Origin of the sequence: Paraburkholderia sp. BL6669N2, assembly GCF_003387275.1 — a bacterium.
Classification (GTDB): Bacteria; Pseudomonadota; Gammaproteobacteria; order Burkholderiales; family Burkholderiaceae; genus Paraburkholderia.
Map to the genome: position 1 here is coordinate 2,744,865 of NZ_QUNA01000001.1, position 14,421 is coordinate 2,759,285.

Below are 14,421 nucleotides of genomic sequence, written 5' to 3' on the forward strand. Positions count from 1 at the left end.
AGTCTGTGACAAAGCGCTCATTCTTCCCGCCTCGCGCTCCGCGCTCGCCGGAACGGTCGGACCAAAACCCTCGGGCTTTTCTGTGTCCGGTGGGGCCGTCGGCTTCGCCTCGGCGATACCACATAACGGCGCTCGTTTCGAAGGTGTGCTGGGCCCTGGATTGACTCGTGGGCGATTCAGGAACACCCCGGAAATCGCACCATGACCAGATCGGGTCACGCATCATCCAGTAAACCGCGCCGCGCCCGTACGCAGATCACGGTTGAAAAGATCGCACAGGAAGCCGCCGCATTGAGCAAAACGCACTCGAAACAATTCGGCTATCTGGCCGCACTCGCGAGAACGGCGCAAACGTACCTTGCGACCGGGGAGAAGCGGCAGGCGGATTTCACGAAACTGGCGACCGCGCTCGCCGATGCCGCCGAACGGTATAGCAGCGAGGCGAACGCCGGCGATGGTAGCGTTCTCGCTGGTAGCGACAGGCAATGAACACCTGAATGACCGCGACGTAACGGCAGAAGTTTGCGGAGTGCGCGGGTCGCGCACAGAGGGTCGCCGGTCAAGCACTCACATTGACATTCAGAACTGTGCCGTCAACTGGAATCCGACCGTCACGCGCGCGGTCGGAAAGCCTGACGGCTCATATCGGCGTGTCAGCGAACAGGTCATAGGAGAGGCCGGCCAACTTCGCCAGCACCCCGCCGCTTTCTCGAACTGCGCCGCCATCCTGAAATCATTCGGACGTTTCCTGGCAACTTTTATGAGTCAGATCGGGATGGAAAGAGTATTCGTCTGAGAGCGTCCCATAGACATCGGAATCGGACGCCCTGAATAATCAGGGCATGAACCCACACCTGCTCTCTCCTCACGATCAGAGGCCCGCCTGCCTGCGTGCGCGCGCCTCCGGAATCATGCACCGGTGTGCAGGGGACGCGACCTGATGGAGCGCGCCCGCTTCGATCTGCCCATGCCCGGCGTGGCGCTTTCACCGGAAAGCGTTGAACGTCTGATGGCCGAACCCTGGCGCTACGGGTTTATTTCCCTGCTGCGCCGTATCGGCGCCGATCCCCGCATTGACCCGGTCGGCACCGCGCGGCGTCCGCAGGCGGAGCCGTTCCGTCTCGGCCAGGCACCAAGCCTCGCATTCGCGCCGCGCGAGATTGCCGACGTGCGTGAGGTCAACGGGCGTCTGAAGATACGGCTTCTCAGTCTGGGCATGCTCGGGCCGAACGGGCCACTGCCGATTCACATCACCGAGATTGCACGCGAGCGTGAGCAGAACCGGCGGGATGCGACGCTCGTCAACTTCCTCGACATCTTTCACCACCGCTACCTGACTCTGCTGTACCGGGCGTGGGCCTCCGCCCAGGCGGCGGCGGGGCTCGACCGGAAGGATGACGAAACATTCTCCTTTTTTGTCGCGAGCCTCGCCGGCCACGATCCCGATGAAATCGCCGGCCGGCCGTTTCCTGGCCATGCCCGCCTCGCCGCCTCTGCGCATCTGGTGCGCGAAGCGCGTAATCCCGACGGCCTGCGCGCGACGCTTGAGCAGTACTTCGGCGTACCCGTCGCAATCGAGGAATACGTCTTTCACTGGCTGGAAATGGCGCCGGCCAGCCACAGTTATCTCGGCAAGCCCGTGGAGTCTTCGACGCTTGCGATGGGCGCGATGCTCGGCGAGCAGGTGCCGGACCGCCAGCACCGGTTCCGCATTGTCCTGGGGCCGCTCGACTTGCAGGTGTATCTGCGTTTCACGGCGCAGGGCGTGGACCTGCCGAAGCTGGTCGAATGCGTGAGGGAATTTGTCGGGCGCGGCTACCGGTGGGAACTGGAACTGCGCATCAAGCCACAGGGCGCACCGCCTGCGGTGCTGGGTGGAACAGAACAACTCGGCTGGTCCAGCTGGCTTGGACAGGCGCCCATGGATGCGCCGATTACCGGCATGCGCTTCGAACCGGAACAGTACGTGGAGCAGTTGGCGAGGCGATCCGTACCGTACCGTCAGCGCCCGGAAACCGGCGCGGGTGATCTGCTGGCGTACTACAACGAGGAGTTGCTGTACCTGCGCGAACTTGCCGCCGAATTCGCGCAGGCGCATGTAAAAATCGCCAGGCGTCTGGGCATGCAGGCGGGTGAAATCGGCGATAGGTATGTCGAGCGGCTCGTCCAGGCATTCGCTTTCATGTCCGCCCGCATGCGCATGAAACTGAACGCCGCGTTCCCCGACTTCACGCGCCCCCTGCTGCAATGCCTCTATCCGAATTACCTCGCGCCGACGCCATCGATGGCGGTGGCGCGGCTGTATCCAGACGATGCGGAAGGCGATCTCGCCGAGGGCGTCCGCATTGCGCGCGGCGCCACCTTCATCAGTCGCGTGCCCGACGGTGAAACCACGGCGTGCGAGTTTCGTAGCAGCCAGGAGGTAACGCTGTATCCGCTCGAAATCGTAAGCGCGCGGCTGACCGGCATTCCTCCTGATATTCCCGCGCCCGACCGGTATGCGCGTGGACATACCAACGTGCGCGGCGCTCTGCGTCTGAGACTGCGTACCACCAGCGAAGCCTGCATCGCCGACTTGCAGGGACTGGACCGGTTACCCGTGTACCTGGCCGGGGAAGAACGGCTGGCGTCGCGCCTGTTCGAACTGCTGCACGTTGCGGCCGTCGCGTCGATTACCGGCGAGCCGGAAAACCTCGGCACGCCCGGCAGTCCGTTTCACGCGGTAAGCCGCGATGCGGTGGTGCATGAAGGGCTTGATCCGGGACAGAGCCTCCTGCCGCTCGCAGGGTCGAAATTTCATGGACACAATCTGCTGCACGAGTTTTCCGTATGTCCGTCGCGTTTTTACTTCTTCACGCTGACCGGTCTCGCACCTGGCCTGCGTCAGGTGCGTGGCCGCGAGGTGGAGGTCGTCGTGCTGCTGGACCGACACACCGACCCGCTGGCGGACCAGGTCGATGCCTCGCAGTTCGCGCTTTTCTGCACGCCGGTCATCAACCTTTTTCCTCGCACATCCGATCCCGTCGAGTTGCCGAAATCCGGCACCGAATTCCAGTTGGTGCCGAACGCACTCCAGCCGCTCGACTACGAAGTGTTCTCCGTGCAGGCCCTACATGGTCAGGTCAGCGAGACATCGGCACCGCTCCAATTCCGGCCGCTGCACGAGCCACTGACGAACGATGAAGGCAACCACGGGCGCTATTTCACCTCGCGTCGCGAACGCCGCTCTGCGCCGGAACTGTCACGCCGCCGCTATGGCACACGCACGCCCTACATCGGCACGCAAACCTCGGTCTCACTGGTCGATCACGACGGGCAACCTTACGGCGAGCGTATGAAGTACCTCACGCTCAGCGCGTTGCTGACCAATCGTGAACTTCCGAACCTGATCGTGCCAGACGGGCGCGACGATCTGACGCTCGAAGAATCTGCCCCGGTTCTGTGCGTGGGCCTGATTCGTTCACCTAGTGTGCCACGCGCACCGTATGCGGAGCGGGAAACCGCCTGGCGGCTGATCCGCCAGTTGAACTTTAGTTACCTCGCTCTGGAAGACCCGTCGGCCGCGGGCCTGCGCAATCTGCTAGGGCTGTTCCTCGCGCCAGGTGACGAGGTCTACCGGCAGATGATCGACAGTCTGGTCGATGTCAGCGTGCGCACGGTCACGCGCATGCTCCCGGCCGATGGACAAATCATGTTTGGTTGCGGCGCCGAGTGCGTGCTCACGGTCGACGAAGCGGGTTTCCATGGCGTGAGCCCCTACCTGTTCGGCCTGATTCTCGAGAGGTTTCTCGCGCGAGGTGCATCGGCCCATTCGTTCATCGAGACCGAACTGCGCTCGACGCAGCGAGGCCCTGTGGCGACCTGGCCGGTGCGTATGGGCACGCGGGGCGTTGCATGAGTAGAACCGCAGGGAAAAGGCATGGCAGGCAGCCGGGGCGATCGATACGGCGCACGGCGTTCACGGAAAACGATTGATGCAGACACGCATGACAGAACGCAGGGCGTTGCGCGCCCGGCACAACAGGATTCGTCTCATGAGTGGCGACCGATCCAGTTCACACGGAGGATCGAGCCTATGTTGAACTTCATGACTCCACGTACCTTCACCGTTAGCGGCGCCGCGCTGCCGAAGCTGGACAACGGCGAACCTGCCCTCCTGATACGCTCGTTCAGGGGAGAGGAAGCGCTTTCGAAGATCTACGAATATGAATTGGGACTGGTCACGCCGCTCAGTCCGCTGCTGCCCGACAGCGCCGCGGCCAATCTGGACCTGAAGGCGATGGTCGGCAAGGAGCTGACCGTGACCGTCCAGCTCGACGGGATGGGCACCTTCCATTCGGGCGTCGCGGGTGCCGCAGGCGCCGCGAATATCGGCAAGGGTGAACGGGAAATCAGCGGCATCGTCACGGCGGCAAGTCTGGTTGCGCCGCTAAACCGGCAGTACCACTACCGGCTGATTCTCAAGCCGTGGATCGTGCTCGCCGGACAGCGCACGGACTACCGAATCTTTCAAAACCGCTCGGTGGTCGAGATTATCGACGAGGTACTCAAAGGCAACTACATGTACTCGTACGTCAAGCGCCTGGGCGGCACGTATCCGAGGCTCGTCTATCAGGTGCAGTACGGTGAGTCGGACTTTTCGTTCATTCAGAGGCTCATGGAAGAACACGGAATTTACTGGTTCTTCGAGCACTCGAACGGCGTGCACCGGATGGTGCTTGTCGATAATCTCGGCGCGCACAGGCGCGTGGTCAGCGAGGCGTATCACACGTTGCAGTACCTCCCGCCTGACAGGAAGATCGACGCCGAATATGTCAGCCACTTCGACACGACCGAAAGCATCCAGTCGGGAATCTGGACGACGGATGATTTCGACTTCACGAAGCCGAGCGCAAACCTGGCGGTACAGAATGCGTTGCCGCAGGGCACGCGGCATAACGATCTGACAGTCTACGAATGGCCGGGCGACTATACCGATCCGCAGCAGGGCGAGCAGTTCGCGCGTGTACGCATGCAGGAAATCCGCGCTCGGGGAGAACGCGCCGTAGGCCGAGGCAACCTGCGCGATGTGGTGTGCGGCACGACATTCACGCTGGCGAGCTATCCGCAGGAAGCGGCGAACCGCGAGTACCTGGTGATCCGCGTCAGGCTAGATGCCGAGGAGATCGGCGAAGTAACCGGCGAAGGCCAGTATCGGGTCAATACGACTTTCGAAGTGCAGCCGGCGACCACGATGTTCCGGCCACCGCGCACTGTGAGCAAACCGCGCACAACGGGTCCGCAGACGGCGATCGTGACTGGGTACACGGGAAGTGAAATCTGGACCGACCAGTACGGACGTGTGAAGCTGAAGTTTCATTGGGATAGGTCACCCGTGAATGACCAGAATTCGTCGTGCTGGGTGCGCGTGTCTTATCCGTGGGCGGGCAGTAACTTCGGCGGCATCAACATTCCGCGGGTTGGAACTGAAGTTATTGTCGACTTCGAAAACGGTGACCCGGACAGGCCCATCGTGACCGGGCGCGTGTACAACGCGATGAGCATGCCGCCGTGGAAGCTACCGGATAACGCGACGCAGAGCGGGACGCTATCGCGCTCTACGAAGGAGGGCGGCTATGGCACCGCTAACGCGATTCGCTTCGAGGACAAGAAGGGCCGCGAAGAAGTATGGATTCATGCCGAGAAAAACCTCCGTACCGAGGTAGAAAACGACGAGGTGCATGCGGTCGAGCACGACCAGACCGTTACGGTGGGCCATGATCGCGCGCGCCACGTTGGCAACGACGAGCAGGTCGATATTGCACATGACAGCCAGCGCCGTGTCGGGCTGGACGATACCGTGTCGGTCGGACGGAACCAGACGGTCACGATCGGCAAGGACCGTGTGGAGAACGTGGGCAACAGCCGGCGGGACCGGATTGCGGCCGACTACCAGATCGAAACCGGCGGGAACGCGGAGCATGTCGTGCAGGGTCGTCATCAGCTTCGGGCGGGGCAGGCCATCGCGCGCCGCACACAGATATATGAGCTTCAGGCAAGCGACAGACTGGTCATCAAGGCACCCGGTGGCAGCTTCACCATTGATAGTAGCGGCGTCACGATCGAGGGCATCGCGATAAAGCTCAAAGGCGCCTTAACTCAGGAGGATGGCTCGGGGGGAGTGCCCGGAATGCATGGCATTCCACTGCCGGGCCAGTTGCTCGACCCGGGCCATGTGCCGTTGTCGGACTAAACCCATTCCCAAAACAGACGAACAAAAAAATAGGAAACCTGATGCTGATCAGCCAACCCTTCCTCAGCGCAGCCGCGCATGAGGACGACTCAACGCAACCCGTCACGACCCTGGGCGAACGCAGTGGCAAGGGCGCGTTTCCCGTCAGCCGCGAATTTGGCTGGCATGGAGGCATCCATCTCGAAGCGCAGGGCAATGCGGACAGCTCGGAGCCAGTGTGCGCGATTGCCGACGGCGAGGTCGTGTTCGCGCGTGGCAGTGATGACATTCCGCAGCATCATGACGATCCAGCGGTCATCGCGGCGCATCCGTTGCTGTACTACAAGGGCTGGACGAGTAACGGTGTAGTGATCCTGAAGCACGCCACGGAGATTGGCGAAGGGGTGAACGTCGAGTTCTACTCGATCTACCAGCACATGCACACGACCCAGGTGACGCGCGGCAGCAGGGTGTACCGCAAGGACGCGATCGGTTTATCTGGCGCGATCTACGGCCAGCCGAACCGTATCCACTTCGAGATCGTCGCCGACGCCACCAGCGTCGTGGCACTGATGGGGCGTAACCACGGGCCGCTGGCAGCGGAACAAGGGCGAACCAATAGTCTGTGGGGCGACATTCACGTCGTGTTGCCGGTTGGTACGCAACTCTATGCCAGCGATCCATCGGTTGGCTCGGCAGCCCATCCCGCGTGGCAGGTGCCGGTGCAGGCGACGACAACGGAGCCGGCGATCGTAAGTATCACAGAGTCCACTGGCTTGATCACCCTGACCACACGCAGCATCCGGGGCGCGGTGCTTGGCTCGGCGACGCCGGAAGATGCCTACGGCCTGTATGAGCGTGCCACCCGGCGCTATCCTGGATGCCCCAGCGCAGGCTATGAAATGCTGCGCTTTGGCCGGGTGATCGGCCCAGATGCACCGGCAGCGACAGATCTCTATCAGGGACGCCTGCCGCACATCCGGCAGATTCACTCACCGGTCGATCACACGGCTGTGTATGCGAATCTGAATGGTCCCGGCGTCAGAGTCTACAGCGATGCGGATTTCCCCGACTGGCTGGGGTGGACGTTTGTCGACGACGATACAGACGGCAACAGCCGGTGCGATTCCGATGTGCTGATTGCCCTGCTTGACCCGGGCGCACCGCCGGCTGTGAGTCCGCCAGCGGCCACAAGCGGGGCAGCCGCGCCGACGCCAGCCGAACAGCAGGCGCAGAGAAAGCGCGAACGCATTGCGCGAGCTTACGCGCGCAGCCTTGACGGTCCGATGCGGGAACGGCTCAGTTATTGCGTTGTAAAGATGCCGACAGAGTGGTCGCGTGACGACTTCGATACGCGCTGGGGCTGGCTCAAGGGTACTGATCCGAATGATCTGCCGGCTTCCGCGCTAATGACCGGCTGTCTGAGTCCAGACGCCTATACGAAGCTCAAACAGCACCACGCAGCGCTGGCCTTCTGGGAGGACGCTCAGGCACAGGGGCTGACGCTGGGCAAGGTTCACTACCACTTTCATCCGGGGCGGTTTATTCAGATGTTCAAGAAGTGCGGATGGCGGAGCCTTCGAGAGCTGACACAGACATTGCCCAAACGGTCCAGTCCCAATGCAGGCGGAGAAATTCCATGGCAGACGGCGCAAAACCGATGGCATTCAGGCAACAATGACCACGGTTTCATGCCTCCGGATATGCATACGGCGATAAATCGCATGTGGAGGAAGTATGGCTTTTCGACTCCTCAAAGACAGGCCCATTTCCTAGCGCAAATATTCAAAGAAACCGGAGCGCTAAGAGCAACGGTTGAGCTTGGCGACAGCCGGTATTTCCGCACGATGTACGAAGCGTTAACTCCGCAGGAGGCTGGGGACGACTTCGATCACAAACATGATTGGCTACAAGCGATGGGGTTTCTGCACGGTCGAAATCGACCCGACTATATAGCGCAACGACCGGATGAAGTTCAACAGAAGGCGGTGTCGATGGGAAATACGCAAACGGGCGATGGGGCAAGGTTTCGCGGCCGGGGGCTAATTCATCTTACCGGACGTGGCAGTTACGCTGCGTACAGCCGCTTTCGCGGACGCGACTTCACGACCGATCCCAATCCTGAACTGCTTTCTTCCGATGCAACCGCTGTCGCCGATTCAGCCGGGTACTTCTGGATCAGTAAGGTAATGCAGTCACCCAACACCGGGGCCCTGCGAAGCGGGATGAATATCGATCGTCGTGCGGACGTAGGGGTAGCTGATGCAAATGTCGCCGCAATCACGACACCAGTTAATGGGGGCAGCACCGGACTTCCCCAGCGTAGAGAGTTTTTTCATTACGTGAATTTCATTCTTGGCGATGCACCGAATATGCCGACCGACCCTTCGCTGATGAGGCAGAGGGAAGAGTAATGCCATTTCAGACCGAACTTAATGTCGCCTCGTAACTGAACGAGCCGCTATATATCATCTTTCAAGGAAATAAAAATGCGAGCCCGGAGCATACTGATCGCAACGATTTTTTTCTCTACTTGGATATCCAGTTTTGCGGCGTCAAATGCCGACCATCAACTGTTGATTTCTGGAAAACCATCCGAATCATGTGGAATTTCGATAGAACTTCCCTCCGCGCTGTCTCCCGATGGCAAAGGAAAACTTCTCGATTGCCTTGGATCATATAAATCCGACAACGGGACCGTTTTGTCACTCGCGCCACAAGGGTTCGGAATTCATGATCCCAGTTGGGTTGAAAGAATTCCATCGTTAAATATTCGACGTGTTGGCATTGATCAAATGCTGAGGAAAAAAGATAGCTTCATTGTGGCTGACAAGAATGGCAATGTACATACTAGAAAAATAGTCCCATCCGCGTGCGCTGTCGCAACAAGCGCAACCTCTATCAAACTTAATGGCCGGAATTGGAGGGGGTGGTTGGTAGAGGACATCTACAAAAACTCCAACAGAAAAATCACGGCACCTGATTATTGTCAGCGATATTCTTCCGTCAATCGGTGCATTCGCATTGTGATAGGAAATTCGAAGTCAAGCGCGACGATGCAACAGTATTGCGTCACACGAAATGCAGAGGATTTTGATCTCGACAGTGGGTTTAGCTACAATATTTTATTGGAAATGATAAAAACCATCCAATTCAACGAAGAGTAGCTCGCGAACAGACAATATATATGAAGTTCCTTGTGTCACGTTATTTTTCAAGATCATCGCCATTATTTTCGCTTGACAATAGAATCCCTTTCGCGATCCTCTCTATTAAAATTTTGGCGGCTATTATTTTCATCGGCTGGCTGCCTGGCGTTAGAGCGGCAGGCGATTTGGATATTCCATCTCTAAGTCAGTTCTCTCCGGCGTATGTATCTACGCAGATTCTACTTTCGCCGTGTTACGACGTTTCCGTCGAAAGCGACATTGAGGTTCAGCGCATGGTGCGGGAAGCCCGCGAACGATATCCGAAGGGAACCTGCACAGACGCCCGGATTCCCCCTTTGATTTTCAAGGCGAGTTTCCTGCAGTACGCGTCGATTGCTGCCTCAGACGATCCAGAATCGTTATTTCGAGCGGTCCAGACACAGAATGCTAAACTGGCATCTTGCAAAAACAGGACTTGCTTGAAGACAACCCTACAAAAGATAATAGTAAAACTCGAACCAGTATATCGAAATTCCAAGTCTTTGCTGGAAAATACAGGAGGTGACACATGCAAAATAAAGAAAGCGATTGATATCAATACGGCCGCTGGTCTGATTCGGAACTCGCGTGCAGTTATAAAAAACATCAAAGATCAATGCGGCGCAAGCGGCATATCGGTAAGCATATGTGCTAACAGGCACGAAGACTTACTTTTTGCGGATTGCAATATTGATATGGAGTCCACTCAGGTAAATTCCCCGTCCTGGATATTCAGATTGTCGTCAAAATCGACCGCCACCCAGCTTTTACACGTTGACGACGGTCCCTTCGATCAAAAACGACATTGGTGTAACGGACTTCCTGATCTCAAAACCGAAGCCCGAGGAGACATGGGGAGCAGCAATATCGCCATCTACCGTTTCGATGGGAAACGGTATCGCACTCATTTCTCATATATTTCAGAAAATATTGCAGACAAATGGCGAATTGCGAGATACCCGGTTTTTCAGAAAATTATTTGCCGTTGATCCATTGCAGGTATCTCATATAGGTTTTTATGCGCCCCATCGCTCTCGTAGGTCATCTTCATTCCTGCCCTATGCACGGGTTCGGCACTGTCATCAGCGGTGCAAGTGGCGTGACGGTCAACGGCCGTGCTGTCGCCCGGATAGGCGATCAAACAAGCTGCGGCGCGGTCATCGTTACTGGCTCGGCCTCCACATTCGGCGGCGCGGGTGTCGCCCGCAAGGGCGATATGACCAGCCACGGCGGCACACTGATCGAAGGCGACGATAGCTGGATGCTCGATTGAGTCGTTGACCCTGAATCAGGCCGACCGTGATTGGCCGGCTAACCGAGTATCGAGCGGAATGCACCAACAGGATGAATCCAATGCCCCCCGCTTGCGCACGGCCGGCGCGTAATTACCGGATGCGTTTAATCCTGTACCGCCGCACGCTTCCGCCGTGCCAGGCGGGCAAATACACTCGGGCCGCGTGGCCGGACCGGAAGGTGGCTTTTCGCCGATGAACCGGCAAGGGGCGGCCGGCCCGCAAAATTCCCCCACTGCTCCCCAACTAATACCGCACGATCAAAAAAGCTCACCTAGCCGTATACCCCCCATCAACAGCCAAACAAACCCCGCTAACCATAGAAGCAGCACCACTCAACAAGAACAAAATAGTCGCAGCAACCTCAGCAGACTCAGCAAACCGCTGCAACGGAATAGCCTTAAGCGCCGGATCCCGCTTAACCGGATCACTCCAAGCCAGCACCGCCATAGGCGTCAACGTAACCGTAGGATTCACACTATTAACCCGAATCCCGAACGGCCCCAACTCAACACACAAAGCCCTGGTAACAGCATCAAGCGCCGCCTTGGAAGCCGAATAACTCAAATGATCATCCAACGCCACCAGCGCAGCCTGACTGGAAACATTAACGATACTGCCACCGCGCTGAGCATCGATCATCCCTCGTGCCACATGCTTGGCCACCAGCACCGCGCCCCGCGCATTCACCGCCATCACACGATCGAAACTCTCACCCGTCGTATCGACAGCACGCTCGAGCAACGCAATCCCGGCACAATTCACGAGCCCATCAAACGTATCGAGCGAACCAAACGCATCATCGATAGCCGCCTCATCGCTCACATCGAGCGTCAACGGCTCGCAACCCGTTTCCTCCGCCAACCGCGCAAGCTCCTTCACATTGCGCGCGGCAGCCACCACATTCGCGCCCGACGCGCACAACGCCTCAACCGTCGCACGCCCGATCCCGCTCGAAGCTCCGGTAACCAGTACCGACTTGCCAGAAAAATCAAAAGTAGCATTCATGATGTCTGCAACCGATGCATGATCGGCTTTAGCGCCGGATACAGATCCGTATAAACGCCGAAGCGTTGCTCGTACAACGCCATCCGTTGTGCGTTCGGCTCCGCGCGTTCGACCAGCGTGACCCATCCACGCCGCGCCTCTTCACGCGACACCAGCCCGACACCGACGCCCGCCAGCAACGCCGCCCCCATCGCCGCCTCCACGTCCTGCTCGATGGTATAAACCGGATACCCGGTAACGTCCGCGATAATCTGCATCCACAAATCCGAATGCGCGGCGCCGCCCACCACGATCAGTTTGTCATCCAGCGACTGCGCGCCTTTGCGCCCCGCCTCGATGTTGTGCTTCAGCGCAAACGTGACGCCTTCCAGCACGGCGCGGTACAAATGAGCCCGCGTATGAAACAGGCTCAGTCCGATAAACGCTCCGCTCGCCTTGGCATCCCACACCGGGCTGCGCTCGCCCATCAGATACGGCAGGAACATCACGCCATCCGAACCAGCCGGCACTTTCTCTGCCGACTCTTCCAGCAAGCGATGCGGATCGCCATGCGGCGTCGCACGCGCGGCCTCGATCTCCGCGTGACAGAACTGCTCGCGATACCAGCTCACCGACGCGCCCGCGGTAATCGCCCCGCCGAACACATAAATATCGCGTTGCCCGTCGAACACATGCGGCATGCTGATCAATCCATGCCGCGCGTCGACGTTCTGGTTGATGTAGCCCCAGCACATGCTCGTGCCGATCATCGCGACATGTTGCCCGGCGCGCGTGACGCCGGCCGCGAACGTCGCCATTGCTGCGTCCACGCCGCCCGCGACGATCGCCGTGCCCGCTTCGAGGCCTAACTGCTCGACCCACTGCGACAGCAAGCCGCCCACCACGTCCGACGATTCGACCAGCCGCTCCGGCATCATCGTCGCGGGAATGCCGAGCATGTCGAGCGCTTCGTCGGACCAGTCGCGTTTGCCAATGTCGTAGATGCCTCCAATATTGCCCGCCGAACTATGATCGACCGCCACCTCGCCAGTCAGCATGTAGATCACGTACGCATTCGGCGGCAGGAAGTAGCGCGTATGCGACCACACGTCCGGCTCGTGATCGCGCAGCCACAGCATCTTCGTGTAGCCGTAGTAACTATCCACGCCGTTGCCCGTGATCGTGTAGAGCCGTTCGAGGTTGACGTTATTGCGCACCCATTCGACCTGCTCGGTGGCGCGCCGATCCATCCAGATCAGACAAGGATAAAGCGGCCGCATCTCGCTATCCACCGGAATGCCGGAGCCGCCATACAAGCTGCTCACGCACACGGCTTTGATCGACTTCGCCGCGACGCCCGCCTCCTTCGCCTTGGCTACGCACGCGGCGATGCACTCCACCACCGCCTTCAACCAGACCGCGGGCCATTGTTCGGCCCACAGCGGCTTGGGCGTATCCGGCTGATAGCTCGACGCATGCTGCGCGACGATCGCGCCGTGCTGATCGACCAGCAGCGCCTTGGTGCTCTGCGTGCCGATATCGACGCCGATGACGTAGTCCATACTGTCTCCGTTTATATGCCGCTCGCACTCCGACCGGGTTCGACGCTCAGGCGCGCGGCTTCAGCAGTACCTTGATCGAATCGAGCGAGTTGGCGATCTTGATCGCCTCGTCCCATTCTTCCAGCGAAAAGCCGTGCGTGACAATGCCTTTCGATGTAACCAGCCCGCGCGCCAGCAGATCGATCGCGATCGGATAACAGTACGGGCCGAGATGCGCGCCGCGCACGTCGAGCTCTTTCCGGTCGCCGATCACGGACCAGTCCAGCGTGGTATCCGCGCCGAACACCGAAAACTCGACGAACCGCCCAAGCTTGCGAATCAGGTCCATGCCCTGATTCACGCCGATCGGCGCGCCGGTGGTTTCAATATACACATCGCAGCCGTAACCGTCCGTGAGCGAGTGGACGATCGCCAGCGCATCGTCCTGTTTCGGGTTGATCGTCACGTCGGCGCCGTATTCGCGGGCGAGTGCGAGGCGCTCTTCGACCAGATCGATCACCACCAGTTTCTTCGGTGTTTTCAGATGCGCCACTTGCGTCATCATCAGACCAAGCGGGCCGGCGCCGGCGATCACCACCACGTCGTCGAGTTGCACTTCTCCACGGTTGACCGTGTGGATCGCGCAGGCGAGCGGTTCGATGATCGCGGCGTCTTCCAGCGAAATACCGTCGGGAATCTTGTGAACAATTGCCGTCGGCGGAATGCGCATATATTCGGCCATGCCGCCGTCGGCGACTTCCCGCTGGAAGCCGAAAATGTTGTGCACCTCGCACATCCAGTACTGGCCTGATTTGCAATAGCGGCATTTGCCGCACGGCACGATCTGCTCGGCGATCACGCGGTCGCCCATCTTCACGCCGAAGTGATCGGCCGCGCCCTCGCCGATTTCTTCCACGAAACCGAAGAACTCATGGCCCGGAATCACCGGCGCCTTGACCCAGGGACTCGGGCCGCCCCAAAACATCTTCGCGCCCGAATGACATTTGCAGTCGCTCGCGCAAATACCGCACGCGGCAATGCGGATCACCAGTTCGTGCGCGCCCGCGCGAGGCTTCGACACCTGTTCGACGCGATAGTCTTTCGGTGCATGACAGACGATGGCTGTCATGTTCTGCTGGTCGTGGTCTGTGGATTGAGTCGTCATTGCATGGTCCTGCTTAAAAGTGGAAGTCGTTGAAGAG

General features: G+C 59.3%; 10 protein-coding genes and 2 pseudogenes. 8 read left to right on the top strand and 4 right to left on the bottom strand.

Features of this window, described 5'->3' with window-relative positions:
- Window positions 1-201: 201 nt before the first annotated feature.
- Entirely contained in the window at window positions 202-489 is a 288-nt protein-coding gene (locus B0G80_RS12430) for a hypothetical protein (protein ID WP_116118191.1), read from the top strand.
- 90 nt (window positions 490-579) lie between these two features.
- On the opposite strand, the pseudogene B0G80_RS47805 reads toward B0G80_RS12430, so the two are convergent.
- Window positions 580-676, bottom strand: a pseudogene (locus B0G80_RS47805) (peptide transporter); the annotation flags it as partial.
- 264 nt (window positions 677-940) lie between these two features.
- On the opposite strand from B0G80_RS47805, the pseudogene tssG reads away from it, so the two are divergent.
- The 7 genes and pseudogenes from tssG to B0G80_RS12455 all read left to right on the top strand — a co-directional run.
- Window positions 941-1,984, top strand: a pseudogene (gene tssG / locus B0G80_RS45830) (type VI secretion system baseplate subunit TssG); the annotation flags it as partial.
- 45 nt (window positions 1,985-2,029) lie between these two features.
- Window positions 2,030-3,898 (top strand): type VI secretion system baseplate subunit TssF, encoded by a 1,869-nt coding sequence (gene tssF, locus B0G80_RS12440; protein WP_258878961.1) that lies wholly within the window; start codon window positions 2,030-2,032, stop codon window positions 3,896-3,898.
- Window positions 3,899-4,075: 177 nt separating this feature from the next.
- A complete protein-coding gene (locus tag B0G80_RS12445) occupies window positions 4,076-6,232 on the top strand; it encodes a type VI secretion system Vgr family protein (protein WP_116118192.1) in 2,157 nt (718 codons plus the stop codon).
- A gap of 41 nt (window positions 6,233-6,273) precedes the next feature.
- Window positions 6,274-8,625: a peptidoglycan DD-metalloendopeptidase family protein gene (locus B0G80_RS12450; RefSeq protein WP_116118193.1), complete on the top strand. Its 2,352-nt coding sequence runs from the start codon at window positions 6,274-6,276 to the stop codon at window positions 8,623-8,625.
- Between the two features lie 75 nt (window positions 8,626-8,700).
- On the top strand, window positions 8,701-9,378 hold the full coding sequence (locus tag B0G80_RS45260) for a hypothetical protein (protein WP_147308641.1): 678 nt from the start codon (window positions 8,701-8,703) through the stop codon (window positions 9,376-9,378).
- Between the two features lie 20 nt (window positions 9,379-9,398).
- Window positions 9,399-10,388, top strand: a complete 990-nt coding sequence (locus tag B0G80_RS45265) for a hypothetical protein (protein ID WP_147309862.1) — start codon at window positions 9,399-9,401, stop codon at window positions 10,386-10,388.
- A gap of 29 nt (window positions 10,389-10,417) precedes the next feature.
- Window positions 10,418-10,672: a PAAR domain-containing protein gene (locus B0G80_RS12455; RefSeq protein WP_106284125.1), complete on the top strand. Its 255-nt coding sequence runs from the start codon at window positions 10,418-10,420 to the stop codon at window positions 10,670-10,672.
- A 289-nt stretch (window positions 10,673-10,961) separates the two neighbouring features.
- Here B0G80_RS12455 and B0G80_RS12460 read toward each other — a convergent pair whose 3' ends face one another.
- Genes B0G80_RS12460 through B0G80_RS12470 form a run of 3 tightly spaced genes read right to left on the bottom strand, consistent with a single transcriptional unit; the run spans window position 10,962 to window position 14,384 of the window.
- A complete protein-coding gene (locus tag B0G80_RS12460; RefSeq protein WP_106284124.1) occupies window positions 10,962-11,699 on the bottom strand; it encodes an SDR family oxidoreductase in 738 nt (245 codons plus the stop codon).
- Window positions 11,696-13,240: an FGGY-family carbohydrate kinase gene (locus B0G80_RS12465; RefSeq protein WP_116118194.1), complete on the bottom strand. Its 1,545-nt coding sequence runs from the start codon at window positions 13,238-13,240 to the stop codon at window positions 11,696-11,698. Before B0G80_RS12465 ends, B0G80_RS12460 begins: the two co-directional genes overlap by 4 nt.
- A gap of 46 nt (window positions 13,241-13,286) precedes the next feature.
- Window positions 13,287-14,384: an alcohol dehydrogenase catalytic domain-containing protein gene (locus B0G80_RS12470; RefSeq protein ID WP_116118195.1), complete on the bottom strand. Its 1,098-nt coding sequence runs from the start codon at window positions 14,382-14,384 to the stop codon at window positions 13,287-13,289.
- Window positions 14,385-14,421 lie beyond the last annotated feature (37 nt).

Excerpts from the sequence above, each read along its gene's own strand:
- B0G80_RS12470 (WP_116118195.1), bottom strand. The coding sequence starts at position 14,384 with ATGACGACTCAATCCACAGACCACGACCAGCAGAACATGACAGCCATC.
- B0G80_RS12430 (WP_116118191.1), top strand. The coding sequence starts at position 202 with ATGACCAGATCGGGTCACGCATCATCCAGTAAACCGCGCCGCGCCCGT.
- B0G80_RS12450 (WP_116118193.1), top strand. The coding sequence starts at position 6,274 with ATGCTGATCAGCCAACCCTTCCTCAGCGCAGCCGCGCATGAGGACGAC.
- B0G80_RS12465 (WP_116118194.1), bottom strand. The coding sequence starts at position 13,240 with ATGGACTACGTCATCGGCGTCGATATCGGCACGCAGAGCACCAAGGCG.
- B0G80_RS12460 (WP_106284124.1), bottom strand. The coding sequence starts at position 11,699 with ATGAATGCTACTTTTGATTTTTCTGGCAAGTCGGTACTGGTTACCGGA.
- B0G80_RS45265 (WP_147309862.1), top strand. The coding sequence starts at position 9,399 with ATGAAGTTCCTTGTGTCACGTTATTTTTCAAGATCATCGCCATTATTT.
- B0G80_RS12445 (WP_116118192.1), top strand. The coding sequence starts at position 4,076 with ATGTTGAACTTCATGACTCCACGTACCTTCACCGTTAGCGGCGCCGCG.
- B0G80_RS45260 (WP_147308641.1), top strand. The coding sequence starts at position 8,701 with ATGCGAGCCCGGAGCATACTGATCGCAACGATTTTTTTCTCTACTTGG.
- B0G80_RS12455 (WP_106284125.1), top strand. The coding sequence starts at position 10,418 with ATGCGCCCCATCGCTCTCGTAGGTCATCTTCATTCCTGCCCTATGCAC.